This is a genomic window from Candidatus Methylospira mobilis, from assembly GCF_009498235.1.
Classification (GTDB): domain Bacteria; phylum Pseudomonadota; class Gammaproteobacteria; order Methylococcales; family Methylococcaceae; genus Methylospira; species Methylospira mobilis.
This window is the reverse complement of the sequence record NZ_CP044205.1, coordinates 3,337,204-3,362,397: the sequence shown is the minus strand read 5'-3', so window position 1 is coordinate 3,362,397 and position 25,194 is coordinate 3,337,204. Positions and strand designations below refer to the sequence as shown.

The window sequence follows — 25,194 nt, the reverse complement described above, 5'->3', positions numbered from 1 at the left end:
GCGTCAGGTCGACGGTTGAAAAAGCCTACAGCAAGCAGTGTAAAAAGTTTGTATAAATTTGGCGGCCATATCTCCCACCGAAGAAGCTTGGTGAGGGAAACCGTTCGTGGCGCAAGCGTTGTGTATGATAGGGGGGCGGCGCTTGCGCCATGATCGCTTAGGCTGAATTTATTGCAGGAGCGGACTTTGGCCCGCGAGTAAAAAGTCGCTCGCGGGCTAAAGCCAACTCCTGCAGGGAGTTTATTGCGCTCCGGCGTGGTATTCAGGTCAACTATAACTCCCGTACCCGGTTGCGCGGAAGGTTGTACGGCGGATGGGCTGCGCTTGTCCGCCCTGCGATAGGCTGGCGTTATCGAGTAGGGTGGATAGGCTTGGCGCATTCACCAAAAAACAGGATAGTACAGATCCGGGAAGTTTGTTTTAGCCGTATCCTTAACTACACGCCGAGTTTCAATTCGCTGATTTTTCGCGTCAGCGTATTCCTGCCGTAGCCCAGCAGCTTTGCCGCCTCCTGTCTGCGCCCGCGCGTAAACTGTAGCGCGGTAGTAATCAGTATACCCTCCGAAACGTCTATGGCGTCCCTGGCGACATTGTGTCCGCCCCGGCTCAGACTGTCGTATACCCAGCGCTTGAAAGCTGCTTCCCAGCCGCCCTCCGCCAATGCAACGGTTTCATGCTGCCGGATCTGCAGCAATTCGGGTGGAAGGTCGTCGAGATGCACCTCGCGCCCCGCCGCCATCACCGTAATCCAGCGGCAGGTGTTCTCGAGCTGTCTGACGTTACCAGGCCAATCGAGCCGGCACAGGTATTCTTCGACGTCGGGCAATAGTACCTTTGCGTCCACGCCCAGCTCCCGGCTGGCTTCCAGCAGGAAGTGCCTGAGCAGCAACGGGATATCCTGGCGCCGTTCGCGCATCGGCGGAATATGCACGCGTATCACGTTCAGGCGGTGAAACAAATCCTCGCGGAAACGTCCCTGTGCAACCAGGGTTTCGAGGTTTTGATGCGTGGCGGCGATGATGCGCACGTCGACGCGCGTCGGCGTATGCGCGCCCACCGAAAAGAATTCGCCGTCCGCCAGCACGCGCAATAAACGCGTTTGCAGCTCGGCGGGCATGTCGCCGATTTCATCCAGAAACAGCGTGCCGCCGTCGGCCTGCTCGAAACGCCCGGCGCGCCGCGATTGCGCGCCGGTGAATGCGCCGCGCTCATGCCCGAACAGCTCAGACTCCAGCAGGTCGCGCGGTATCGCGGCCATATTCAGCGCGATAAACGCCTTGTTGGCGCGCGGACTGTGCCGGTGCAGAGCCCTTGCCACCAACTCCTTGCCGGTGCCGGACTCGCCGTTGATCAACACCGTGATATGCGAACGCGCCAGACGCGCGACAGCGCGGAATACTTCCTGCATCGCCGGCGCCTCGCCGATAATTTCCGGGGTTTTGGCTGGGGCCAGATCCGAAATCTCGTTGCGCTCCTGACGCTGCCGCCGGCCCTGACTGCAGGCGCGGCGGATCAGACCGACCGCGTCGTCCAGATCGAAAGGTTTGGGCAGGTATTCGAAGGCACCGCCCTGAAACGCGGAGACTGCGCTGTCCAGGTCGGAGTGCGCCGACATGATGATGACTGGAATGGCGGGATGGGAGGCTTTAAGCCGTTTCAACAGCGTAAAACCATCCATATCCGGTATGCGTATATCGGTTAGAATGGCATCGGGAGCAGAGCTTTCCAGCGCATTAAGCAACAGGCCCGCGTTGGGAAAACAGCGCGGTTTTATATCTGCTTTCTGTAAAGCCCGTTCCAGCACCCAACGTATGGAGCGGTCGTCATCCACTACCCAACTCTGGCTGCCGCTCATATCGAGCTCGTGCAGGAATAGATACGGAAAATACGGTATGTCAGAATATGCTCGCGCATACTACCAGCCCCCCATATATGCTTGTAAGGTAAAACAAGCGCATCAACCAGATCAAACTTAAATAAACCGTTTTGCGCAATATGCCAGTTGGTTGGCCAAAGTTAAAGACTTTTTTATGTCGAGTTCGTTTTTGTTGTGCGCGATCCAGTCGTTGTGCAGCTTGAAGCCGGCTTCCGACATCAGGATAACCTCGACATCGGGAATGCTTGAAATGACCGAGATCAGCTCAAAAACACCCGCATCGCGCCATTTCAGGCATATTTTCGGTTTGATGCAGTATTCTGAAATATATTTGCAAAATGCAGCAATATCCAGGGAGGTATTTTCAAAAATACCTGAAACGATGCTGCCTTGTTCAGTTAATAATACGACGCGCCATGCGTGGTTATTCTGATTTTCTATACCAATATAAGTTCGTTCAGACATGGTTTTTATACTCTCTCAACGAGAACCGCGTTGCAACGGGGGAATGGTTTTATGGTATTTTTTCATTTTGACAACGTCGTAGCCGGCTACGCCCAAAATGATAAAAATAAGAAACAGAAAAATAAGCGACAGATAAGCGAAATCCATAATAACCCCCACAAAAAAATAACGGTGTCGGAACCTGCGCGGATAATCAGGTTGACGGATGTGAAGGCTACAGCAAGCGATATAAAAAGGTCGTATAAATTTAGTGCGTCAAGATATGCAATGCATGTCTATTTTCTTTCGCTTTCCAGCAGACCGATTACGGGCCTTGTATCGGGACGTACCCCGCGCCAGAGATAAAAGGCCAGTGCAGCCTGCTCGACCAGCATGCCCAGGCCGTCCTTGCTGAAAGACGCGCCGTTTTCCCGCCCCCAGCGTACAAATGCTGTGGGTTGCGTGCCATAGGCCAGATCGTAGCAGCCTCCGTCGGCAGCCAGCGGGCAGCCGGAAAGAGGGGGGAGCTCATCGCTCAGACTTGCGGATGTGGCGTTGATGATCAAATCGAACTGTTGACCAGCCAGCGCATCGAAGCTGCAGGTTGCCAGGGCCCCTGAACCGGAGAACTGTTTTGCCAGCGCGTGCGCTTTTTCTACAGTGCGATTTGCAATGACGAGGTTGGCAAGGTTTTGTTCCAGCAGCGGTTGAATAATGCCGCGGCTGGCACCCCCTGCGCCGAGTATCAACAAGCGTTTGTCGCTCAGATCCAACTGCAGATTGATTGTTAAATCGCATATCAGGCCTGCGCCATCGGTGTTATCCCCCCACAAATGGCCCGTTGCATCAATCATCAGGGTATTGACGGCGCCGGCATGAAGCGCACGCTCGCTTTTTTGTAAGGCGAGATTGAAGGCAAGCTCTTTAAGCGGCACCGTGCAGTTCAAGCCTTTCCCTCCGCTTGCAAAGAAACTTTCCACGTCCATGTTGAACGATTCCGGCATCACGTCCTGAGCCCTGTAGTCAATAGTTTGCCCGGTTTGTTGGGCAAAAAGCGTGTGTATGCGCGGCGATTTGCTATGGCCGATGGGATGACCGAAGACGGCGTAGCGATCGACGCCGAATGTCGTATTCATGATCGTGGAGCACTCATATCGGTTGGCGGTTCGCTTTTACGGCGTTGCAGGTAAATAATGGCGCCGATGATCGTGATCGCCAACGCCAGCAGGGCCGGCAGGGAGTTCTCCAGCAGGTTGGCCGCTGCCACCGCTACCGCCAGATAAATGCCTGTCAGGCAAAAGCGCCAGCCTAGGCGTATCCCGTCGAGGAAAGTGGTCAATCCCAGCAGCAGCATGACCATGAGACCGGTCGCTTCCTGCGTCATATGTCCGGCCATTACAAAGCTGAACAGGGCGGAGACTATGACCAGCGCGCCTGACCAGTGCATGAACTGTTCCCTTAACAGGTTTTTGACCGCGCTTTGTCTCCCCAGCAGCACCTGCAGGTGCGCGCTGTGCCAGCCGGCCACGATGGAGGTTAAACCGAATACCAGGAACATGACCATCCAGTAAATGAATGCGTCTTGCGGCGAATAATCGGTGACTGCCACGCCGATCAGTGTGAATGCAATCATGATGAGCAGTGTAATGCCCTGAATAGGGAGGGTGCTTTGAGGGGATTCAGGTCTTTTCATGTTGTATCTCGATAAGTAGCTTTAGTTATCCCCGACCTTCCCGTAACCATTGCGCTGCTTGCAGCGCGTAGTAGCTCAGAATGGCGTCGGCTCCCGCACGCTTGAACGCCAGCAGGGTTTCCAGAACGGTTTGTTTTTCGTTCAGCCAGCCGTTGCCCGCCGCCGCTTTCAGCATGGCGTATTCTCCGCTGACCTGATAAACAAAAGTGGGGGCGGCAAAGCGTTCCTTGATCCGGGCCAACACATCCAGATAAGGCAGGCCCGGTTTAACCATGATCATGTCGGCGCCTTCGGAGAGATCCAACTCTGCTTCCATTAGTGCTTCATCGGAATTGGCCGGGTCCATTTGGTAGCTGTATTTGTCGGCCTGACCGAGGCTGGCGGCGGAGCCGACAGCGTCGCGGAACGGGCCGTAAAAGCTGGAAGCATACTTGGCCGAATAGGCGAGAATACGCGTATTGATATGTCCGGCGTCCTCCAGCGCTTCGCGTATTGCGCCGATGCGGCCGTCCATCATGTCCGACGGCGCAACTATATCTGCCCCGGCCTCCGCATGGGAAAGCGCCTGTTTGACAAGAACCTCAACAGTTTCGTCGTTGAGCACGTAGCCTTGGGCGCTAATCAGTCCGTCCTGTCCGTGCGTCGTAAACGGGTCAAGCGCTACATCGGTGATTACGCCCAGTTTCGGCAGCGCCTGTTTAAGCGCGCGCACGGTGCGTTGCGCGAGACCGTCCGGATTGTAGGCTTCGGCGGCGTCGCCGCTTTTTTTATCTTCGGACGTGACCGGAAACAGTGCTATGGCGGGTATGCCCAATTGATAAGCGCGCTCGGCTTCGCGGATGAGCTCGTCCACGCTGATGCGCTCCACGCCCGGCATGGAGGCGACCGCTACGCGCCGATTTTGCCCTTCGTGCACAAAAACCGGATAGATCAGGTCGTCGGCGGTCAGCGTATTTTCCCGCATCAAGCGGCGGCTGAAATCGTCCTTGCGCATTCTGCGCGGCCTTCGGCCAAGACAAAGCGCGGGGTTGCTGGCTGGATGCATAGGTTTCCAATGTTTGTGACCAAGGGGGTACAGGGGGTGATTGCGATGGTGTATTATTGAACAGCGCGTTATGATAATACAATGATAGCTATAATCGAGAGTACTTAAATATGAAGTTAAGCAATATTTTGCTGGCCGGGGTTTTTTCATTGATCGCCTTGGGTTATTTCGGCGCGCCGGTTCCGGCATCGGCCGGCGATGCGGACCTGCTTCCGCCGCAACGGGTTATTCAGGATACTTCGAAGCAGTTGCAGACCACGTTGCAGCGTCCCGAGTATAAAAACAGCTTTCCCAAGGCTGTGAGTTTTGTCGAAAGCGTGATCGATCCGCATGTCGACTTCGATCGGGTGGCGATGCTGATTCTGGGGAAATATTGGAAGGTCGCTACCCCCGAGCAGAAACAGTCGTTCAAGAAAGAGTTCAGAACCTTGCTGGTGCGGACTTACACCACCGCATTCACCGAGTATTCAGACTGGACCATCCGCTATTCGCCGCTTGAAATCGAAGAGGGTGCCAAGCGTATCGAGGTCAAGACCGAGATATTGCGCAAGGATGGCGAACCGGTTCGCGTGGGTTACCGGATGGAAAATACCAATAATGACTGGAAGGTCTACGATATCCTGATCGAAGGCATCAGTCTGGTGCAAAATTACCGCACCAGTTTTACCGGAGATATCGAGCGCTACGGTTCACTGGATCGTTTGATCGGGGTATTGGCCCAGCGCAATGCCGAAGCCGCCTCCGGAAAAGTTTCAACTGCCAACCCGTCATAGCTTCCCCGTCTTTTGCTGTTTATCAACCACGGACGGAGCATTCGCTTCGTCCGTGTCGTTTGATCTTCCCGCTATAGCTTCGGCTATGCCTATGTTCGGGGCAAACTCTGTCTAACCATGAGATGATTTCATCGTGACGGACAGTTTTCATTCATTCTTGGACAAGCCCGGAGCCGGTACTGGGCTATGCCGTAAGGATAGAATGAACTGTTTATACCGAATACTAACCGGTCATGGCGCAAGCGTCGCCCCGTATCATGCAAACGCATGCGCAGAGCCAGGTTTTCCTCACCCCGCCTCTCCCTGAGGGCATAGGTATCTACACAAGTCGGATAAATTGCGATGATATGTAGTATGCAATCAGATTTTTTAAAGCTTGAACCTCGGCTGAAGAGGCGGTACGAAAACCTGGTCAGCGCGCATGGCAATTGCACGCATGAGCCGGGGCAGCTGACATGAAAGCGCTGTTTGCTGGTACGCGCCGTGCTTCGCATGCGCAGGCATTGTGGCGGTTTCCGTCAAATAAACAAGAAACACCCTTGAGTTTGGCGAGGCCGTTGCCGGCGTTGTCTCAGCAAAACGTGGAGACAGAATGCGACGCCCATGCGTTGTGTGTTCACGATGGGTCGCGGATCAACTACAACACGCACACGATAAGGAAGGATCGCAAACAACCGACACACGGCACAGATGTCGGTTATGAATTGCAAAGTACGCTACTGGCGAGTGATCAGAGCGGCGCGCCGCTGGCGGCCCCGGTTCAGAATGGGGTCATCGATGAAGGGGTGTGGCAAACGCGAGTGCCGGATTGACAGGGCGACGGTCAGACGCATCCGGATGAACTGACGGAACGGATCACATGGTTGGAAAACCAGGGATTCAGTCGGCCATTGGTGCATATAATTGACCGGGAAGCGGATCCGGCTGGCCATTGGCGGCAATGGAACCCAGCCGGGCAAAGATGGCGGGTACGGATCAGGGGCGGATCAAAAGTTCACTTTGAAAATCGGGCCCATAGCGTTGCGGAGGCGGCCCGGCAGCTGGTGTTCGAGCAGGTGCGTGGAGTGGATTGCAAAGGTCGGACGGGAGAACAATGGCTGGCCAGTGCCGAAGGGGTTGTCACCCGTCCCGCCCCAAAGGAAAAGACGCCCAAGGCCAACAGGTAACAGCCATTCCGGGCCACCCTTAGCCGCCCGCTGGGTGGCTGGCCGGATACGGGACCAGGAAGGCAAGCTCCTCGCGGAATGGTATCTGCCGACCAACGCGGAGTTATCTGTTCCGGCAGAGCGGATTGCCTTGTGGTACAACTATCGCCGGCAGATAGAATCGTTCTTCAAACTGCTCAAGGCAGCGGGGCATCAGTTGGAATGCTGGAACAGGAAACCGGACCGGCGTTATTCAAGCGCGTCCTCATTGCCACGCAGGCGTGCGTACTGGCTTGGCGGCCGATGCGGGAAACCGGTGAACAGACGGTGCGCACGCGAGAGGTTTTGGTGCGTTTATCGGGGCAAATGAAGCGAACGCGCCCGGTCACCGCACCCGCTTTGCTGGATGGTCTGTTCAAGCGCTTCAGCCTATGGGGCGTCTTGAATGAATATTCCATTGAGGAATTGCAAGCCTTCGCCGACTTTGCCTTTCCTCGAAGGTTTGAAACTCCAGGAAAGGCGAAGGGAGATTTGTAGATGCCCATGCCCAGCGGGGAGAGGGGTTAGGTGTTCGCTTCGCGATTTGCACGGTAATCCGTTTAACTTGTGTAGGGCTGTCCGCCTTTTCAAAAAAACCTCGTTTTCGAGAAAATCCGCACTTCGGCTACAGTAGTGTATGCATGACGAATTTGCCCGGCGCGAAAGAGGGTGCAACGGAGGTACCGGGTGCAGGAAAACTGCTCGTTCGGGTATGCGCGGCGGGCGTCTGATGACAGGTGTCCCTGCCGTAAGAGGTGAGAAATGCCTGGGAGGGTGTCCGAGAATACGAATCAAGAAAAATCCGCTACTTCATTATGGTGTTATTTTGTTATATAAAACACCATAAAGTTATGGTTATATTTTCTAAATGTCGAGTTCTCGGACAAGCCTCTCCCATGCGTACGTTTTTCCGTTTCGTGAGTAGTGGCTCGTTAGAACCTAACCTGCATCTGGGTATACCAGAGGTTTACGTTGCTGCCATTGTGCTGGATTGCGCCATTGGTCCATCCGCCTGAAAGACCGCTGGTGGAATAGCCTCCGGTGGTTGTTTGAACACTGCCCACGCCCACGGCGCCCGTACCAGAGATGGCCAGATCGCCTTTCATGAGCACCTGCCAACCCGCCTGGAAAGACACGTTTTCGTGGGCATCCCAGCGAGCATTGAGTTCGATGGTTTGGCCTACATAGCTGCCCTGATAATTTTTTCCACTGGTCGAGTTGAAAATGTTGGTGCCTGCCCAGCCCGAGGTAGAGTAGGCGTCTGCGAGCCACCACCAGCGCTGGTTGACATAGACCGTGACATCGCGATGAGGGATAAACTCGAACTTCCAGCCTGGGGAATTAATGTTGGTACGGTTGGCAAAGAAGCCGCCGATACCCGTGGGACCGTATTCGAAGACGGTCGGACCATAGAGGGTATCGAAGTGTGAGGTACCATAATCCCATTGGAGTGTGAGTCTTGGGTCAAAATTGGTGTCGAAGGTATAACCAGCATGGATGTGCTGAAATACTCCCCCTACATTCTGTGACGGCAAGTATCCGGAAGAGGAAGTCGATGCGTTGGAAGCGCTCGTCAAGGCCGTGGGGTTATAGAGATTGGCCTGGAAATTCGCAGTGGATGACTTCACAACGGCAGTTCCGGTCTGACCGATGGTTTCGAGTTCGTAGTTGAACTCCCCCTTCTTGCTGGCTTTATAAATACGGAAACCTGGGGTGAAGAGCCTCCGGTTGAGGATGTTCTCGGGGCCTTCATTCAGGTAGTAGAGGTAGAGTTCACCCTTGCTGCCGTCGAACAGCTTGTTTTGTGTAAACATGGCGCCGGTGAAATAGGCATTGGTCTGCGGCCGGTTCCAGATAACGTTATCGGTCATGGCCTGCTGCGTGCTATACGTTGAGCTGTAATTCTGCGGAGTTGGCGAACCTGGATACAGAATTTCGGGTACGTTGGCGAACGCAAGAAGCTCCCAATCCCCCTTCGCTTCGCGAAAACGTTGCTGTACACCCACATACTGCTGCTGGGTGTTGCGATAAGCCGCGCGACCGATGAGACGGTTCGAACCGACTGACATCGTCATCTGGCCCGCCTTGGTTTCGCTATCGACCGCATCGAAGAGGCCACGATGGATGTAAGCCGCGTAAATCTGGGCGAACTGTCCGGTATTTACCGTTGAGCTGTTCAGCGAGTCGACATAGGGCTGAATTACCGTGGCACCGGTTTTAGTGTAACCTTGCTGATAAGGCCCGTTGACCAACGATCGTGCATCCCAAAACTCATACCCTGCGCGCCATTGATCGTTGAAACGAAACTCGTTCCACACGACCAGCTGATTAACAAGGGCGTCCTGCCCCACGAAGGATTGTTTGGTTGGAGCACCGCCACGCCAGGGAGTGGCATAGGCCTCATAGCGGATGCGATCCTCAATGCTCAAGGAAATCCACTCCGGAAGCTGGAAAAGATCGTGAAGTCTGAAATTCTCTTTATTTTCCCAGTTGGCCTTGCCTGAAAGCTCATCCTTTCTCTGGCTTTCGACCGCCCCCAGGTTTTGACGTGGGCGGTTGTTAAAGTACTCTGGCGCTATACTGCCTTTGGGATCGTCTTTGGGCGCCTTGGCTGTGCTGATTCCTTGGCCGGCATATTCAGCAGGGACCGCTTCACGCTTGGCGGTAGCAGGGGGGGCAGCCTTTGCAGGCTCAGAGACAGGCGCCGGTGTGAGCGTCGCATCAATATCAGAAGGCGGCGTAGTTGCCCATACAGGGGAGGTCAGCGCAAATTGCGCTGTCATGAGCGCCGTTCCTGCCGTGATGGCAAACCCCAGTGGTTTTGTTTTAAATCTCATATTCGGGTTCCAAATTACAAGTTACAAGTCACATGTGCGGCGTTTAGCGCGCTCACAACGGCATCACCCGTCTGCCCTTAATATGGGCCATGTTCATTGTATTATGTTGCCTATAGTTCTTACTATTCACTTAAACCATATGGTTATTCATCTAAGCTATATCGATATGGCCTCGTGCAGGGTAGTAGAGTTGTATTCTTAAGTATTCAATCGCCGCTCGCCAGCTGCTTGAGTTTATTAAGGGATATTTCGGAATATTCGGCATCGCTCTGAAACCTGTTTCAGCGAGTCGCTGTGAAATGTCTTTCCTTGGCGGTAATCGGCCGGCCCGCCGATCGTCCATATGATCAAATTCCATGCTGGGCTTAAGTTTTTGTATAGACCGTGTTATTCCATAATGGAATTAATAAATTACTATTGATTCTTTTTAAAAATATCCGGCAATTGTTATGCTGTACCCAACATGTACATATGCAGTCGGAGAATAAGGTGTCGGATCAGGTTGTGGCGAATAGCGGGAAGGCGAACAAGCCTGAATTGCTGATCGCGGAATTGTTGAAGGATTTACGATACGGCTCTCTGGAAATCGTGATTCATGACGGACGTATCGTGCAGATCGAGCGCAAGGAAAAATTGCGCTTCGATGCAAACTCCAGGTAAGGCGTGAGTTTGAAGGGGTTTTAATTTCCTCGTGGTGTCAACGTCTTGGCGGGCTTACTGCCCGCCTTTTTTATGGGGATGCTTCATGCGCTGAGAACCTTGCAGTTTGGTGGATGTTGGCAAGTTGGGCAAAATGACGGCCGGCTTTCGCCGTTACTGGAAGTACCAGGGGAAAAATTTAATATGCGGCACTTTTTCAGCGCGTATAAAACGAATTGTTGAGGCTTTGATCGGGTAAGTATCTATTCTATTTGATAGTATGTAACGTTGTTTATTAATGACAGAGAAAATCATGACAAAAAACAGATTAAAAAAGTTTCTAACTGCACTTGCTCTTGTTGCAACGCTTGGCGCAGGTGCTTTGCAAGCGGCGGGCCTGACACTGTTGAATGTGTCCTATGATCCTACGCGCGAGTTTTATCAGGACTACAACAAGATTTTTATCAAGCATTGGGCGGAAACATCGAAAGAAACCCTCGAAATCAATCAGTCGCACGGCGGCAGCGGCAAGCAGGCGCGAGCCATTATCGACGGACTGGATGCCGATGTCGCGACATTGGGATTGGCGTATGACGTTGATCAGCTCTATCAGAAAGGCAAGCTGATACCTGAAAACTGGCAGTCGCGTTTGCCAAACAATAGCTCGCCTTATACATCCACCATCGTGTTTCTGGTTAGAAAAGGCAATCCGCAGCATATCAAGGACTGGGACGATCTGGTGAAGCCGGGCGTGGCCTTGGTGTCGGCCAATCCCAAAACATCAGGCGGCGCGCGCTGGAACTATCTGGCTGCGTGGGGGTATGCGCTAAAGAAATACGGCGATGAAGCTTCGGCGCGCGATTTTGTCAAGCGTTTCTACAAAAACGTTGCGGTACTGGATACAGGCGCGCGCGGCGCGACCGTATCCTTCGTCGAGCGTGGAATCGGAGATGTGTTGATTAATTGGGAGAATGAAGCCTATCTTAATCTTAAGGAATACGGTAACGACAAGTATGAAGTTATCGTGCCTTCGGTCAGCGTGCTTGCCGAACCGCCCGTGACAGTTGTAGATACGATAGTCAAACGTCATGGAACGGAAAAAGTGGCTACCGAGTATCTGGCCTACTTATACAGCAAGGAAGCGCAGGAGTTGGCCGCCAAACACTTCTATCGCCCCAGCGATAAGGACGTGCTTGCAAAACACGCGTCTGAGTTCAAGCCGTTGAACCTGTTTACTGTCGATCAGGTTTTCGGCGGGTGGACCAAGGCGCAGAACACGCATTTTGCCGATGGCGGCGTGTTCGATCAGATTTTTGCTCAGTAAGTAAAAGCAATAATTCGGTAGTTCTTTACTCGTAAGGAAAAGCTGTTTTTGGCGGGTTATTCAGCCGCCGCCGAATGGGACGTTGCAAAATGGGGGTATCGAGACCGTTTATGGCGGGGATGCCTGAGTTTTTCATGGATGGTAACGGCGCCGTCTCGACACTCTGGCTTCTAACCTGCAGACCCAAAGCGGATAGCTGAGTAACCTCCCCTTCTGATAAATGCGGGGTGGCGCCTCTAGTGCTGAGGCAGGGAAAGCGGCAGGGATGCATGCATGGAAGCCAATATTTCCGGCGCGCCGCCGACGTGATGATTGCTCAACTTTTGTGGAGGAGAAGTTATGCGATGTTGTTATAAGTTTGTTTGACCGTTATGCCATCTGTCAGGGCATAACGGGCTTCCCTGGTAAAATGAATTAACAAGGTGAGCGTTATGCCATTATCCGATTTAGTCGAGTATTTTAATCAGCGTATCAGTAACGAGCAGGGATTGACCAAGCCGCCTTTGACTGTGCGCGCGGGGCAGGTAGCGGGTCGTTTCGGGGAATTGCGTCTGGCTACCGAATTCGAACCCATACATCACTCAAGCGAGGTTGATCGTATAGTGGGACACGATGCGATATTGCAGGCTTTTCAGTCCGATGCAGGGCTTGCCTCTTCTGCGCGGGTTTATCACGATGCCGACATCGGTAACATTATCAACCTGGACAGGTTGTGCCGCACCATACATATGCTGAACTACCTGCCGATTGCTCATGAGGACTATCATCTGTTTTTGCAGGTGCATCCGCGTCATGTGCTGGGAGTGAAGCGCGATCACGGCGCTTACTTCGAAGAGGTGATTTTTCGTTGCGGGCTGCAGCCGCGCCGGGTTGTCATCACGGTGCCGATAACTCCGGTGTATGATCGGCAGTTGAAGCTGCTGCTGGAAGGGTTGAAAAACTATCAGGATCGCGGCTATGGAACAGCAATAAAGTTCGACGATAAAGCCAACGAGCAATTTCTTGAGCGCTATTGCATCGAGTTTCTTTATCGCGTCACGCCGGATTTTGTGCGTCTGGACAGCACGTTTTTTTCAACGTTGAAAAAGGAAAGCGAGGATATGCGCCGCAAGACGACACTGCTTTCAGTTATACATGGCATGGATACGCAATTGCTGGTTGAGGGGGTACTGAACGAAAAGGATTTCCTGCTGGCTAAAGTGCTGCGAGCCGATCTGGTTAAAGGGGCTTATTATGACCGGCGAACGGAGCCTCTCCGGCAGGTCGTGGCGGGATAGGGCTTTGTCGTTTCAAAAGCGGCAACTTGTTGTTGCATTGGTACAATTCATAGGGGAATGGTATGGGTGTATGATATGATCCCATTCGTGTCAATTTACTTGGAATGGGGTATCTATCATGCGGCTGCGGGTGTTTTTTGGGGTGTTGCTCATAGTTTTTTCTTCATGGGCTGCAGCCGATGACGGTAGCGCAGGCGCTGCCCGTCTGGTGGTCGACAAATTGAATGCCGCTCTGATCGATGCGATGAAGAATGCCAAGGTTTTAGGGTTTCAGGGTCGTAAAAAAAAGCTGGGTCCTGTGGTGCGCGCTACGCTTGAGTTTAACGCCATAGCCCATATCGCGCTTGGGGCACATTGGAAGGAGCTGTCCGACGATCAGCGTAATATGTTTGTCGAACGTCTGACTGAGTTGGGCGTAGCCACATATGCAGCACAATTTAACGGTTATTCCGGCGAGGAGTTTCAATACGAAACAGCTCAGCCGGTTAAAACACGAGTGCGTCTGGCTTATAAATTAGTAGCGCCAAAGGAAACGCCTGTGAGGTTCGAATATCTGGTTTCACCGTTTGACGGCCAGTGGCGTATCAGCGATATAGTGGTTGACGGCGTCAGCGATCTAGCACTGAAGAAATCGCAATATGCGCATACTCTGGAAGAGGACGGTTTTGATGGATTGATGAAGAAACTGGATCAAAAGCTTGGCGACTATGAAAACGCCAGATAGGTAATGTCAAGATGATGCGCGGCTGTGACCGTGCTTGTCTCTACAAGGAAGTGCCGTTTTATGGCGGGCGGGTCGGGGTAGCCGTTGTGAAATGTAATTGTTGATGGGATAATGGCCCGGTATACACGCTCGCGTGCTGACCGGACAACCGGAAGCCGGACGCCCTCAAACAGGGCGTTCGGCTTTTTTATTGTTTTTTATTTTTGGAGTCGGTTATGGCAACGTGGTACGAAGATAATTCACTTAGTATTGGCAATACACCTCTGGTAAGACTCAATCGGGTAACAGATGGCGCAGGGGCAACCATACTGGCCAAGGTGGAAGGCCGTAATCCGTCCTATTCGGTTAAATGCCGGATTGGCGCGGCTTTGATTTGGGACGCAGAACAGCGCGGATTGCTGGGGCCTGGTAAGCAGTTGATTGAGCCCACCAGCGGCAACACCGGTATTGCGCTGGCCTTTGTCGCTGCCGCGCGCGGGATTCCGCTGACGCTGACCATGCCGGAAACCATGAGTCTGGAACGGCGTAAACTGCTGGTCGCCTATGGCGCCAAGCTGGTATTGACCGAAGGGGCCAAAGGCATGTCAGGCGCAATTGCGAAAGCTGAAGAGATTGCGGCTTCCGATCCAGAGAGCTACGTGCTGCTGCAGCAGTTCAAAAATCCGGCCAATCCGGCCATCCATGAAAAAACCACCGGGCCGGAAATCTGGAATGATACGGATGGCGGCATCGATATTCTGGTTTCCGGCGTCGGCACCGGCGGTACGATCACCGGCGTCAGCCGCTACATCAAGAATACTCAGGGCAAAGCCATTCTGTCGGTTGCGGTAGAGCCGGCGGCAAGCCCGGTTTTGACGCAAAAGCGTCTGGGCGACGCGCTGAAGCCCGGCCCCCACAAGATCCAGGGGATCGGCGCCGGTTTTGTGCCGGAGGTGCTTGATTTATCCCTGATCGACCAGGTCGAGCAGGTTACCAATGAGGATGCGGTTCTCTATGCCAAACGTCTTGCGCATGAAGAAGGCATTTTATCGGGAATCTCCAGCGGCGCGGCGGTTGCGGCTGCGGTGCGGCTAGCCCGGAGACCGGAGCATCAGGGTAAAACCCTGGTGGTAATCCTGCCTGATTCCGGCGAGCGCTATTTGAGTTCGGTCTTGTTCGATGGCGTGTTTAACGAGCAGGGTCTTGCTGTATGAGTCTGAGCGAACTGCAGCATTTTGTCCATGCCGAGCTGCTTGATGGGGGGGGGTGGAATGTTGATGAGATCGTAACAGCATTGCGGGATATTCGCGAACAATCGCTGGAAGGACGCCAGCGTCTGAGCAACCCTCCCAAGCTCCCGTCGCGTAAGGCGTTGCAAGAGATAGTCGAGGGGTTGACGGCCGCGCTGTTTCCCAACCGGCTGGTGTCGCCCGACTTGGCGAAGGGCGGGGTAGATTATTTCGTCGGGCATACGCTGGACGTCGCGTTGCGCAAGTTACTGCTGCAATTGCAGCGCGAGTTGTTGTTTTCATCCAAGGTAGAGACGAATTTACCGGCGGTACGCGATCGGGCTGCGGAAATCGCGGTGAATTTTGCACAAGAGCTGCCGGCCATTCGTGTTCTGCTGGAAAGCGATATAGAAGCGGCTTACCAGGGCGATCCGGCGGCGCAAAGCGTCGATGAGGTGCTGGTTTGCTATCCGGGAATCGTCGCAAACATTCATTACCGTCTGGCGCATGTGCTGTTTTCGCAGGGCGCGCGTTTGATAGCGCGCATGATCTCTGAAATTGCGCATTCGGTAACAGGAATCGACATTCATCCGGGAGCCAGCATCGGTGAGAGCTTCTTTATCGATCACGGCACCGGCGTGGTGATCGGCGAGACCGCCATCATCGGCAATCGGGTGCGCCTGTATCAGGCGGTGACGCTTGGAGCCAAGCGCTTCCCGACCGACGAAAACGGCAATTTGATCAAAGGTAATGCACGTCATCCTATAGTAGAGGATGACGTGGTAGTGTACGCAGGCGCAACCATACTGGGGCGTGTGACCATCGGACGCGGTTCGGTTATAGGCGGCAATGTCTGGTTGACGCGGAGTGTGCCGCCATGCAGCAACATCAGTCAGGCGCAGGTCAGACATGAACTCTTTGATGGGGGAGCTGGCATCTAGAGTTAGATGGTAAGGCATATCCAGCTCGTGAGTGTGAGACTTTTAAATCAATAAGGAAGACACGGATAACAGATGACTGACAAACACGAGATCCAAACCGCGTTGGGCGATGTTGCCGCGCGCACCCTGGCGAACGCCACCAAGACCGTTCCCCAATATGCCGCGATAACCCCGCGCTGGCTGACTCATTTAATGCACTGGGTGCCTGTTGAAGCGGGCATCTATCGCGTCAACCGGGTCAAGAACGAAAGCAGGGTCACGGTGGATTGCTCCGGGCGCGACGAGCGTGAACTGCCCAATACCTTTGTCGATTACGAAGAATGGGGCCGCGAGTACATGTTGAGCGCCGTCAACACGGTGCTGGATGTGCATACGCGGGTGTCCGACCTCTACAGCGTGCCGCACAACCAGATCCAGGAACAGTTGCGCCTGACCATCGAAACCATCAAGGAACGTCAGGAAAGCGAGCTGATCAACAACAAGGAATACGGCCTGCTGAACAATATCGCAGCCGCCCAGCGTATAAGCTCCCGCGCCGGCTCACCGACCCCGGACGATCTGGACGAACTGCTGTCCCTGGTCTGGAAAGAGCCCGCGTTCTTCCTGGCGCATCCATCGGCTATCGCCGCCTTCGGCCGCGAATGCACCTGGCGCGGCGTACCGCCTCCCACCGTCAGCCTGTTCGGTTCGCAGTTCGTCACCTGGAGAGGCATCCCGCTGATTCCAAGCAACAAACTGGCGGTCACCAACGGCAAAACCAACATTCTGTTGCTGCGCACCGGCGAAAGCCGCCAGGGCGTAGTGGGCCTGTACCAGCCCAACCTGCCGGGTCAGCAAAGCCTCGGACTGTCGGTGCGTTTCATGGGGATCAACCACAAAGCGATCGCGTCCTACCTGATCTCGCTGTATTGCTCGCTTGCAGTGCTTACTGAAGATGCTATTGCCGTACTCGAGAATGTCGATGTAGGCCAATATCATGAATACAAGTAATGTCGGCATAGACGCATTGACCCACGCCATACCGGCTGGACTTCCTTCCGTCGAAGAACTGGCGAAACTGGCCAATCAGCTGTTTTCCCAGGTTCCCGGCAGCGAAGGCAGCATGGCCGAGCATGCGCAGCTCGGTCGTCCCAGCGGTGTCGAAGTAAGCGGCGCACCGTTCGCGCAGGCGCTGCCGGCCAAAGCGGAGCCGGCCGCAATTATCGTTCCCGTCGGATTCGACGTGCCGGGCGTGGAATGGAACGATCCGTTGCATGGTCTGGATTTAACTTCGCCGGCGCCGGCAGGGTATGCGCTGCCGTATTCAGCGCCGGCGCAGCCGGCGTCTCCGGCGGCGTTCTACTTTGTCGATCAACTCAGTCCGCAGGGCAGGGATGCTTATGGACCGATTGCGGGGTCGGCGCATCCGCCTTTCGACGTGTACGCCGTGCGCCGCGACTTCCCGATCCTGCAGGAGCGCGTCAACGGCAAGCCGCTGATCTGGTTCGACAACGCGGCAACCACGCAAAAGCCGCAGGTGGTAATAGACCGGCTCTCATACTTCTACCAGCATGAGAACTCCAACATCCACCGCGCCGCGCATGAACTGGCGGCAAGGGCGACCGACGCCTACGAAGGCGCACGGGAAACAGTCAGGAGCTTTATCAATGCCGGCTCCGCGGATGAGGTCATCTTCGTACGCGGCACCACGGAAGGCATCAACCTGATAGCCAAAAGCTGGGGCAGGCAGAATCTCGTCAAGGACGACGAAATCGTGATTACCTGGCTGGAGCATCACGCCAACATCGTACCGTGGCAGCAATTATGTGCCGAAACCGGAGCGATTTTGCGTGTAGTCCCGGTCGACGACAACGGTCAGGTCATACTCGAAGCATACGAACGCCTGCTCGGGCCGCGCACCCGGCTGGTGTCCTTTACCCAGGTATCCAACGCCCTGGGAACGGTGACCCCGGCGAAGAACATGGTCGAAATGGCGCATCGTTACGGTGCGCGCGTACTGGTGGACGGCGCGCAATCCGTCGCTCACATGGCTACCGACGTGCAAGCGCTGGACTGTGACTGGTTTGTATTCTCCGGACACAAAGTGTTCGGACCGACCGGTATTGGCGCCGTTTACGGCAAGGCCGAGTTGCTGGAAGCGACTCAGCCCTGGCAGGGCGGCGGCAACATGATCGAAGACGTCACCTTCGAACAGACGCGTTATCAGCATCCGCCCAACCGTTTCGAAGCCGGGACCGGCAACATAGCCGATGCCGTCGGGCTGGGCGCCGCGTTGGAATATCTGCAAAAAATAGGCGTGGAAAATGCCGGAGGTTACGAGCATGAATTGCTGGTTTACGCCACGCAGGGGCTCAATACCGTACCGGGTTTGACGCTGATAGGCACAGCGCCGGACAAGGCGAGCGTGCTGTCCTTCATCCTGAAAGGATACCGGACGGAGGATATCGGCGCGGAACTCAATCGCGCCGGAATAGCGGTGCGTTCAGGCCATCACTGCGCACAGCCTATCCTGCGGCGCTTTGGCCTGGAAACCACGGTGCGCCCCTCGCTGGCGCTATACAACACGCGTGAAGAGGTGGATGCACTCGTTTCCGCCCTGCTGAAAATCAGCGGGGGCGGCCTCAACCTGCAGGGTTGATGCAGTCTGTTTAAAAAAACCGGTGCGGCACAAAACCGTACCGGTTTATTTTCGCAGTTCATTTTTACGTCCATGCCAATTATCGGTTTGAAACCTTAACATATATTAATTTCTTGTCTAAACAAGACAGGCATGCCGGGTAATTCAGAGTATGCTGCCAATATGTCCATAATCTCTCGCCAATTGCTGGTTGGTAGGCAGTAACCCCATATTCTACACTAGCGTTTTTCATGGCTTATCGTTACCGTGCAAATCGCGAAGCGAACACCGGCTCTCCTTTCTGTCTTGGGCATAGGTATCTACACAAGTCGGATAAATTGCGATGAATGTAGTATGCATCAGATTTTTTCAAGTTTGAACCTCGGCTGAAGAGACGGTACGAAAACCTGGTCAGCGCGCATGGCAATTGCACGCATGAGCCGCGGCAGCGGGCATGAAAGCGCTGTTTGCCGGTACGCGCCGTGCTTCGCATGCGCAGGCATTGTGGCGGTTTCCGTCAAATAAACAAGTAACACTCTTGAGTTTGGCGAGGCCGTTGCCGGCGTTGTCTCACCAAAACGTGGAGATAGAATGCGACGCCTAGCGGAATGGTATCTGCCGACCAACGTGGAGTTATCTGTTCCGGCAGAGCGGATTGCCTTGTGGTACAACTATCGCCGGCAGATAGAATCGTTCTTCAAACTGCTCAAGGCAGCGGGGCATCAGTTGGAATGCTGGAACAGGAAAGCGGACCGGCGTTATTCAAGTGCGTCCTCATTGCCACGCAGGCGTGCGTACTGGCTTGGCGGCCGATGCGGGAAACCGTTGAACAGACGGTGCGCACGCGGGAGTTTTTGGTGCGTTTATCGGGACGGCAAATGAAGCGAACGCGCCCGGTCACCGCGCCCGCTTTGCTGGATGGTCTGTTCAAGAGCTTCAGCCTATGGGGGCGTCTTGAATGAATATTCCATTGAGGAATTGCAAGCCTTCGCCGACTTTGCTTTTCCTCGAAGGTTTGAAATTCCAGGAAAGGCGATGGGAGATTTGTAGATGCTCATGCCCGCTGGGAGAGGCTGGGTGAGGGGAAGCCTGGCGTGGTGGCGCATGCGTTTGCATGATAGGGGACGACGCTTGCGCCATGACCGGTTAGGTTAGGGTTAGGCCTTCCGCGCTACGCTTCAGGCGGCGCAAGCCAAGCATATACATATATACACACTTCGTCTCTAAATCAGGTAATACCATGATTCTGCTTCCTCTCCGCGCATATCGGTTCTTCGGCCCAGCAGTTTGTAGGCGTGCCGCACGGCAAGAATGGTAGCCGAGTACCGTTCATCCTCCTCAAAAAAGATGCGATCTGCAGATAGCCAGCGCATGAATCCGGCGTTGTGCAGGATTTTTGCCAGATCGGGACGTACTCCTGCCAACAGCACGGTGATGCCGAGTTTTTCTGCGTCGTGTAAAAAGCGCTCTAAATGCTCAATCGCCACCACATCGGGATTACGGGTGCGCCTTAAGCGTAGAACGACGTACCTGATGCCGGATTGCATGCTTTTATGTTTAATGTCATCAAGGTAATGATCAAGCTCCGGCGCGGCCCCGAAAAACAGATCACCCTCCAGATCGTAGATAAGCACGGCATCGGCCTGCGCATCCTGTGGCAGGCGTTCGCGAACAACCCGTTCAGGCGTTACCGCAAGCTCACGTATCGTCAGCTTGGTAGCGCGAGGAAGATAAAGCAAAATCGAAATAGCCACGCCGATCAGGATCGACTCATCGACGCTGATGAAGATCGCCGAAAAAGCCGTCACCAGCACCAGCGCGGCATCGAACCAGGATGCGCGCAATGCATAGCCCAACCGTTTCCAGTCGATCAATCGGGCTGCAGTGATGAAAAGCAGGCCGGCCAGTGCGGATTTTGGGATAAAACGCGCATAAGGTCCAAACAGCAGAACTACGACGGCTACGATCAGCCCCGAATAGACGCCGGACATACGGGTGATACCGCCGGCTTGGTAATTTATGGACGATCGCGTCAGCGAGCCGGAGCCGGGGAGGCTTTGGAAGAAGCCGCCGACAAGATTGGCGACGCCTTCGGCAAGACACTGGCGATTATAATCGAGAGACTGGCGGGTATAGGTCGCAATTGATTTCGCGACGGCCAGCGCTTCCAGCAGCCCGAGAAATGAAATGGCAATGGCGCCGCTGAGTAATTTGCTTATCCAGTTGAAATCAATTTCCGGAACATGAAATGAAGGCAACGCAGCAGGGACTTTACCGACGACGGCCACTATTGTTTTGCCGTCCGTTCCCGGCGCAGACCATTGGAAGATAGCTGCGATCACGGTAGCTGCGATTAACGCCAGCAGCATGTCCATTTGCGGAAGCTTGTAGCGGTTGATCAGTCGGCGCAAAAGCAGCACCAGAACGATGGTTCCGATACCAAGACCGATAGCACGCGGATTAAACGCTCCGCCCTTGGTGAGAGTTTCCCATAATTGCACCAGCACGGATTGGTCAGCGCTGCCCTTCTTTGCGACACCCAGGAAATTACCGACCTGACCCAAACCCACCAGCACGCCGGCTCCGGCCATGAAACCCAGTATGACCGATTCGGAGACATAGCGCGTCAGATCGCCGAGCTTGAATACCGCAATCAGGGTCTGGATGATGCCGACCAGAATCGCCAGCAGAAACAGCGCTTGATAAGTTTCAAAGCGCTCGTCGAAAGCGGCCAATGTCCCAAAAACCAGCAATGAAATGGCATTGGTCGGCCCGTTGATCAAATGGGAGGACGACCCGAATACGGAAGCAATCAACGTTACCACGATTGCAGAGTAAAGACCGAAACGCGGATCGACTCCGGCTATAAGCGCATAAGCCATTGCCTGCGGAATCGCAATCGCGGCAACCGTGGCGCCGGCAACCAAGTCGCGGCGCGCAACGTCCCAGCTATAGTAGTTAAAACGAAAAAATATAGAAGTCTTCATGGGGCATTGGCCGATAGAGGTTGAGTATTCGCTGAGCGAGATCCGGCGACGGGCCGGCGGATGATATCGAATATCCCGTTGTCACCGAAAAATTTTGTGTGGGCATCGTTCCAGTCCCTGGCGATCAGCGTTACCGGAAATAGCGCGATTTCCGGCAGTTGATTCCGGTTCTCCTGCAGAATTTTTTCGTTGATCGGCCGGTAGCCATGCCTGGCAAACATCTCCTGGGCCTGATCGGTGTAAAGATAGCTTAAATAAGCCTTGGCTGCGGAAGCGGACTGGTGCTGCTCCACATAGCTATCGACCCATGTGACGCTCGGTTCGGCTCGGATACTAAGCGGCGGGTAGACGACTTCCAGCTCGCCCCTGGATTCCTTCACTTCGCGTAACGCTTCATTTTCCCAGGTCAGGTGTACGTCGCCCACGCCTGCCAGTACAAATGTAGTGGTAGAATCGCGCGCACCCTGTCCCAGTACCGGCACATGCTTGTAAAGCTGCTCAATAAAATCGCGGGCCTGATTTTCGCTGCCGCCGCGTTTGATCACCGATCCCCAGGCAGCCAGCAGGCTGAGTTTGCCATTGCCTGAAGATTTCGGGTCCGGAGTGATAACGTTGACATCCGCTCCGATCAAATCCGGCCAGTCCTTGATGTGCTTCGGGTTGTTTTTTCTCACCACAAAAACAATGGTGGACGAGTAAGGCTGCGAATGGTTCGGAAAGCGTTTTTGCCAGTCCTGAGCGACGAGTCCGTGTTTGACCAGAACATCTATATCGGACGGAAGCGCCAGCGTTACGACATCAGCAGCTAAACCAGCGGCTACGGCTCGTGCTTGACGCGCCGAGCCGCCGTGGGATTGCTCGACTCCTACCCAGTCGCCGGTTTCATCCTCGTATTTGGGGATGAATCTGGTGTTGATTTCCGTGTAGAGCTCCCGTGTCGGGTCGTAGGAAACATTGAGCAGCGGATGCCCCTTATCGCGTTTAATGTTTTTAAATCCTACCAGCGCAACTGCCACCACCACCAGGACCAGCGCACAGGTGTTAAGCCACTTTGTGTTCATGGCCGGGAGTTGTAGAACGGATTAATGGCCGGATATTCCGGGGTGCGTGTTTCTGACATGTTTCGTCTCGATTAAAATTGGAAAGGGTCGATGGTATTATCTATTCGGTTACCGTTGGCTATCCCCGTGGGATCGGGCTTAAAGGATGCGAAAGGCCGATCGCGAATACAAAGTTTTCATCGGAAGCTTATGTTGCGTCACTGTATCTATTCAGTGCGTGCTTTAGACTCATGGCCGAAGCAGTCGGGTTGAGGCAAGCCAGTTGAAACACGCTGCAAGTTCGTCCTTTCGGCTTCGCTCTGGACAGGCTTTGGAAGCTCTCTGCGCCGATACCAAACTTCCCCTTCCTAAAAAAAGGCCTGAACGAACTAAAGAGTTGTGCATGTATCATGTCAAGCACATAGCATGCCACGATATGCTTTATTGGTTTGTCGGTGTTTAATAGTCGAATACGCCGTAGCTATGCGCCACAGAAAGCAATGTTGCTGATGTACTGCTTTCTGAGCAGCAATGGGGATGTGGCAGCCCCGTCATCGGTCGATTTTGCTATTTATCGTTCAACCTGGATTTGATCGCAATATGGGGGTGTCTGATATTTCTATTGGTAATAAACAAATAACATTTCAGATTTTTTAAAGACAATGGCTCCCTGTATCATCCATACCGGACTGTGACGCTTTGATCCGGCCTTTGCAGGCAGGCATTGTGCGAGCGGGTTTCCGCGATACGCCGTCTGACTCCCGTTTGACGGCGCTTTCAAGACTGACGAGAGAATCTATTCAGTGAACAAACTCAGCACACCTTTGTCCTCCCAGCAATGGGACAGCCTCAATAAACTCACGGACGAACTTTCTTCTCCGCAACTGCTTTGGATCAGCGGTTATCTGGCCGGTCACGCAAACGCGCGTGTACAATCCTCAACCGTGGCGGTTCAGGAGCCGTCGAGCGTACGGGTCATCACTGTACTTTCCGGCTCGCAGACCGGAAATGCCGATAAACTTGCCAAGACCTTCCATACACGGTTGCAGGAGCTCGGCTACACGGCGGCGCGGCTGGAAAGCATGGCGAGTTATAAAAGCGCCCAGCTCAAGCGGGATCATGTGCTGCTGATTGCGGTCAGCACTTATGGCGAAGGCGAACCGCCCGATAACGCGCGCGCTTTTTACGATTATCTGCACAGCGCCAAGGCCCCTAAGCTGCCGGAGTTGCACTATGCGGTATTGGCGCTGGGGGACAGCAGTTACGAATACTTTTGTAAGACCGGTCATGATATCGACCTTCGCTTGGAAGACCTGGGAGCGTCGCGCCTGCACGCCTGCGTGGATTGCGATGTCGATTTCGAAGATACCGCTGCCGGGTGGATTGATGAGATAGCGGCGAAACTGCCGCAATCGGGAAAAGTAGCGGCGACCGAGGCTATAGCGGTGCAGACGGAAGCAGGCGCATATTCGAAAAAGCAACCACTCCAGGCAGCGTTGCTGGAAAATCAGCGTCTGACCGGGCGCGGTTCGAGCAAGGATGTACGTCACATTGCGCTATCGATCGAAGGTTCCGGCTTGCGTTTCGCGCCGGGGGATGCTCTCGGTGTCGTACCCGCCAACCGCCAGGATCGTGTAAATGATCTGATTGGCGCTCTGCAACTCGATCCGTCCGCGCCGGTGCCGTCAGCAAGCGGCGGCGAAGCCGGGCTGGAGCGCGCTCTGCTGCAGGATTACGAGATTACCACGCTGAGCCGCCCTTTTCTGGAGAAATACGCGGCGCTGGCGGATGCACACGAACTGAGAAGCTTATTGGATGAAAATCAGCGCGATGCGCTGCGTGATTTTCTTAATGGACGCGAAATTATCGATATCGTGCGCCGCTATCCGCTCAACGGCATTACCGCGAGTCAGTTTGTCGCGCTGCTGCGTAAGCTCCAGCCGCGTTTATATTCGATTGCCTCCAGTATTAACGCCAATCCGGACGAGGTACACCTTACCGTCGGCGTGGTGCGCTATGAAAGCCACGGACTGCTGCGCCATGGGGTAGCCTCGACTTTTCTGGCCGACAGTGCGGAAGGAAACCTCATCCGGTTTTTTGTTCATGAAAATCCGGGGTTCCGTCTGCCGGACGACGCGGATACGGCGATTATCATGGTCGGGCCCGGAACCGGCGTCGCACCGTTCCGCGCCTTTCTGGAAGAACGCGAATCCAGCGGATCGCGCGGAAAAAACTGGCTGTTTTTCGGAGATCGGAATTTCAATACCGACTTTCTCTACCAGCGCGAATGGCTGGAACACCGCAAGAACGGCTTGCTGACGCATCTTGATGCGGCTTTTTCGCGCGACGGCAATCAAAAAGTCTACGTGCAGCATCGCCTGCGCGAAAACAGCCGCGCACTTTACGCCTGGCTGGAGGAGGGCGCGCATTTTTATGTATGCGGCGACGCCAAACAGATGGCTCCGGATGTCCACGAAGCCTTGCTTGGGGTGGTTGAGAGGGAAAGCGGGCAGGACCGCGCTTATGCCGTCGATTACGTGCAGGCGCTGCAAAGCGCTCAACGTTACCAGCGTGATGTTTATTAA

The 25,194-nt window shown here is 54.3% G+C and carries 20 protein-coding genes and 1 pseudogene; 13 read left to right on the top strand and 8 right to left on the bottom strand.

Going from position 1 to position 25,194, the window contains the following annotated elements; genetic code table 11:
- Positions 1-436 precede the first annotated feature (436 nt).
- The 5 genes from ntrC to hemB form a co-directional block, all read right to left on the bottom strand.
- Entirely contained in the window at positions 437-1,855 is a 1,419-nt protein-coding gene (gene ntrC, locus F6R98_RS15330; RefSeq protein ID WP_153249796.1) for a nitrogen regulation protein NR(I), read from the bottom strand.
- A 117-nt stretch (positions 1,856-1,972) separates the two neighbouring features.
- Positions 1,973-2,341: a hypothetical protein gene (locus tag F6R98_RS15325; RefSeq protein WP_153249795.1), complete on the bottom strand. Its 369-nt coding sequence runs from the start codon at positions 2,339-2,341 to the stop codon at positions 1,973-1,975.
- Between the two features lie 275 nt (positions 2,342-2,616).
- A complete protein-coding gene (gene aroE / locus F6R98_RS15320; RefSeq protein WP_153249794.1) occupies positions 2,617-3,456 on the bottom strand; it encodes a shikimate dehydrogenase in 840 nt (279 codons plus the stop codon).
- Complete coding sequence (locus tag F6R98_RS15315) at positions 3,453-4,013, bottom strand: hypothetical protein (RefSeq protein ID WP_153249793.1); 561 nt, start codon at positions 4,011-4,013, stop codon at positions 3,453-3,455. The genes aroE and F6R98_RS15315 overlap by 4 nt, the downstream gene beginning before the upstream one ends.
- Before the next feature lie 25 nt (positions 4,014-4,038).
- Complete coding sequence (gene hemB, locus F6R98_RS15310) at positions 4,039-5,058, bottom strand: porphobilinogen synthase (RefSeq protein WP_153249792.1); 1,020 nt, start codon at positions 5,056-5,058, stop codon at positions 4,039-4,041.
- 110 nt (positions 5,059-5,168) lie between these two features.
- On the opposite strand from hemB, the gene F6R98_RS15305 reads away from it, so the two are divergent.
- From F6R98_RS15305 to F6R98_RS15295, 3 genes are all read left to right on the top strand, one after another.
- Positions 5,169-5,831, top strand: coding sequence for an MlaC/ttg2D family ABC transporter substrate-binding protein (locus tag F6R98_RS15305; protein WP_153249791.1), 663 nt, complete (start codon positions 5,169-5,171; stop codon positions 5,829-5,831).
- A gap of 455 nt (positions 5,832-6,286) precedes the next feature.
- A complete protein-coding gene (locus tag F6R98_RS15300) occupies positions 6,287-6,643 on the top strand; it encodes a hypothetical protein (RefSeq protein ID WP_153249790.1) in 357 nt (118 codons plus the stop codon).
- Between the two features lie 486 nt (positions 6,644-7,129).
- Complete coding sequence (locus F6R98_RS15295; protein WP_153249789.1) at positions 7,130-7,513, top strand: hypothetical protein; 384 nt, start codon at positions 7,130-7,132, stop codon at positions 7,511-7,513.
- Positions 7,514-7,947: 434 nt separating this feature from the next.
- Here the strand turns inward: F6R98_RS15295 and F6R98_RS15290 are convergent, their stop codons facing one another.
- Complete coding sequence (locus tag F6R98_RS15290; protein WP_153249788.1) at positions 7,948-9,852, bottom strand: alginate export family protein; 1,905 nt, start codon at positions 9,850-9,852, stop codon at positions 7,948-7,950.
- A 489-nt stretch (positions 9,853-10,341) separates the two neighbouring features.
- Here F6R98_RS15290 and F6R98_RS15285 point away from each other — a divergent pair, with 489 nt between their 5' ends.
- The 9 genes and pseudogenes from F6R98_RS15285 to F6R98_RS22995 all read left to right on the top strand — a co-directional run.
- Positions 10,342-10,512 (top strand): YezD family protein, encoded by a 171-nt coding sequence (locus tag F6R98_RS15285; protein WP_228124903.1) that lies wholly within the window; start codon positions 10,342-10,344, stop codon positions 10,510-10,512.
- 292 nt (positions 10,513-10,804) lie between these two features.
- On the top strand, positions 10,805-11,815 hold the full coding sequence (locus F6R98_RS15280; RefSeq protein ID WP_153249786.1) for a sulfate ABC transporter substrate-binding protein: 1,011 nt from the start codon (positions 10,805-10,807) through the stop codon (positions 11,813-11,815).
- A 431-nt stretch (positions 11,816-12,246) separates the two neighbouring features.
- Positions 12,247-13,092 carry an EAL domain-containing protein gene (locus F6R98_RS15275; protein WP_153249785.1) on the top strand — a complete coding sequence of 282 codons (846 nt, stop codon included), beginning with the start codon at positions 12,247-12,249 and terminating at the stop codon, positions 13,090-13,092.
- Between the two features lie 118 nt (positions 13,093-13,210).
- Entirely contained in the window at positions 13,211-13,816 is a 606-nt protein-coding gene (locus F6R98_RS15270) for an ABC transporter substrate-binding protein (RefSeq protein ID WP_153249784.1), read from the top strand.
- Positions 13,817-14,031: 215 nt separating this feature from the next.
- Entirely contained in the window at positions 14,032-15,009 is a 978-nt protein-coding gene (cysK, locus tag F6R98_RS15265; protein ID WP_153249783.1) for a cysteine synthase A, read from the top strand.
- Positions 15,006-15,965 carry a serine O-acetyltransferase EpsC gene (epsC, locus tag F6R98_RS15260; protein WP_153249782.1) on the top strand — a complete coding sequence of 320 codons (960 nt, stop codon included), beginning with the start codon at positions 15,006-15,008 and terminating at the stop codon, positions 15,963-15,965. The genes cysK and epsC overlap by 4 nt, the downstream gene beginning before the upstream one ends.
- Positions 15,966-16,037: 72 nt before the next feature.
- Positions 16,038-16,955 carry a family 2A encapsulin nanocompartment shell protein gene (locus F6R98_RS15255; protein WP_153248720.1) on the top strand — a complete coding sequence of 306 codons (918 nt, stop codon included), beginning with the start codon at positions 16,038-16,040 and terminating at the stop codon, positions 16,953-16,955.
- Positions 16,942-18,603 (top strand): family 2A encapsulin nanocompartment cargo protein cysteine desulfurase, encoded by a 1,662-nt coding sequence (locus F6R98_RS15250; protein WP_153249781.1) that lies wholly within the window; start codon positions 16,942-16,944, stop codon positions 18,601-18,603. Before F6R98_RS15255 ends, F6R98_RS15250 begins: the two co-directional genes overlap by 14 nt.
- 579 nt (positions 18,604-19,182) lie before the next feature.
- Positions 19,183-19,326, top strand: a pseudogene (locus F6R98_RS22995) (IS4-like element ISPpr4 family transposase); the annotation flags it as partial.
- A 479-nt stretch (positions 19,327-19,805) separates the two neighbouring features.
- Here F6R98_RS22995 and F6R98_RS15240 read toward each other — a convergent pair.
- Both F6R98_RS15240 and F6R98_RS15235 read right to left on the bottom strand, forming a co-directional pair.
- Entirely contained in the window at positions 19,806-21,569 is a 1,764-nt protein-coding gene (locus F6R98_RS15240) for a SulP family inorganic anion transporter (RefSeq protein ID WP_153249779.1), read from the bottom strand.
- A complete protein-coding gene (locus F6R98_RS15235) occupies positions 21,566-22,630 on the bottom strand; it encodes a sulfate ABC transporter substrate-binding protein (protein WP_153249778.1) in 1,065 nt (354 codons plus the stop codon). Before F6R98_RS15235 ends, F6R98_RS15240 begins: the two co-directional genes overlap by 4 nt.
- 782 nt (positions 22,631-23,412) lie before the next feature.
- Here F6R98_RS15235 and F6R98_RS15230 point away from each other — a divergent pair.
- Positions 23,413-25,194, top strand: a complete 1,782-nt coding sequence (locus F6R98_RS15230) for an assimilatory sulfite reductase (NADPH) flavoprotein subunit (protein WP_153249777.1) — start codon at positions 23,413-23,415, stop codon at positions 25,192-25,194.

Bases quoted from the DNA above. Each gene is read 5' to 3' on its own strand.
- F6R98_RS15305 (WP_153249791.1), top strand. From the start codon at position 5,169: ATGAAGTTAAGCAATATTTTGCTGGCCGGGGTTTTTTCATTGATCGCC.
- F6R98_RS15255 (WP_153248720.1), top strand. From the start codon at position 16,038: ATGACTGACAAACACGAGATCCAAACCGCGTTGGGCGATGTTGCCGCG.
- cysK (WP_153249783.1), top strand. From the start codon at position 14,032: ATGGCAACGTGGTACGAAGATAATTCACTTAGTATTGGCAATACACCT.
- F6R98_RS15250 (WP_153249781.1), top strand. From the start codon at position 16,942: ATGAATACAAGTAATGTCGGCATAGACGCATTGACCCACGCCATACCG.
- hemB (WP_153249792.1), bottom strand. From the start codon at position 5,058: ATGCATCCAGCCAGCAACCCCGCGCTTTGTCTTGGCCGAAGGCCGCGC.
- F6R98_RS15275 (WP_153249785.1), top strand. From the start codon at position 12,247: ATGCCATTATCCGATTTAGTCGAGTATTTTAATCAGCGTATCAGTAAC.
- epsC (WP_153249782.1), top strand. From the start codon at position 15,006: ATGAGTCTGAGCGAACTGCAGCATTTTGTCCATGCCGAGCTGCTTGAT.
- F6R98_RS15270 (WP_153249784.1), top strand. From the start codon at position 13,211: ATGCGGCTGCGGGTGTTTTTTGGGGTGTTGCTCATAGTTTTTTCTTCA.
- F6R98_RS15240 (WP_153249779.1), bottom strand. From the start codon at position 21,569: ATGAAGACTTCTATATTTTTTCGTTTTAACTACTATAGCTGGGACGTT.
- F6R98_RS15300 (WP_153249790.1), top strand. From the start codon at position 6,287: ATGAAAGCGCTGTTTGCTGGTACGCGCCGTGCTTCGCATGCGCAGGCA.
- aroE (WP_153249794.1), bottom strand. From the start codon at position 3,456: ATGAATACGACATTCGGCGTCGATCGCTACGCCGTCTTCGGTCATCCC.
- F6R98_RS15235 (WP_153249778.1), bottom strand. From the start codon at position 22,630: ATGAACACAAAGTGGCTTAACACCTGTGCGCTGGTCCTGGTGGTGGTG.
- F6R98_RS15325 (WP_153249795.1), bottom strand. From the start codon at position 2,341: ATGTCTGAACGAACTTATATTGGTATAGAAAATCAGAATAACCACGCA.
- F6R98_RS15290 (WP_153249788.1), bottom strand. From the start codon at position 9,852: ATGAGATTTAAAACAAAACCACTGGGGTTTGCCATCACGGCAGGAACG.
- F6R98_RS15315 (WP_153249793.1), bottom strand. From the start codon at position 4,013: ATGAAAAGACCTGAATCCCCTCAAAGCACCCTCCCTATTCAGGGCATT.
- F6R98_RS15280 (WP_153249786.1), top strand. From the start codon at position 10,805: ATGACAAAAAACAGATTAAAAAAGTTTCTAACTGCACTTGCTCTTGTT.
- ntrC (WP_153249796.1), bottom strand. From the start codon at position 1,855: ATGAGCGGCAGCCAGAGTTGGGTAGTGGATGACGACCGCTCCATACGT.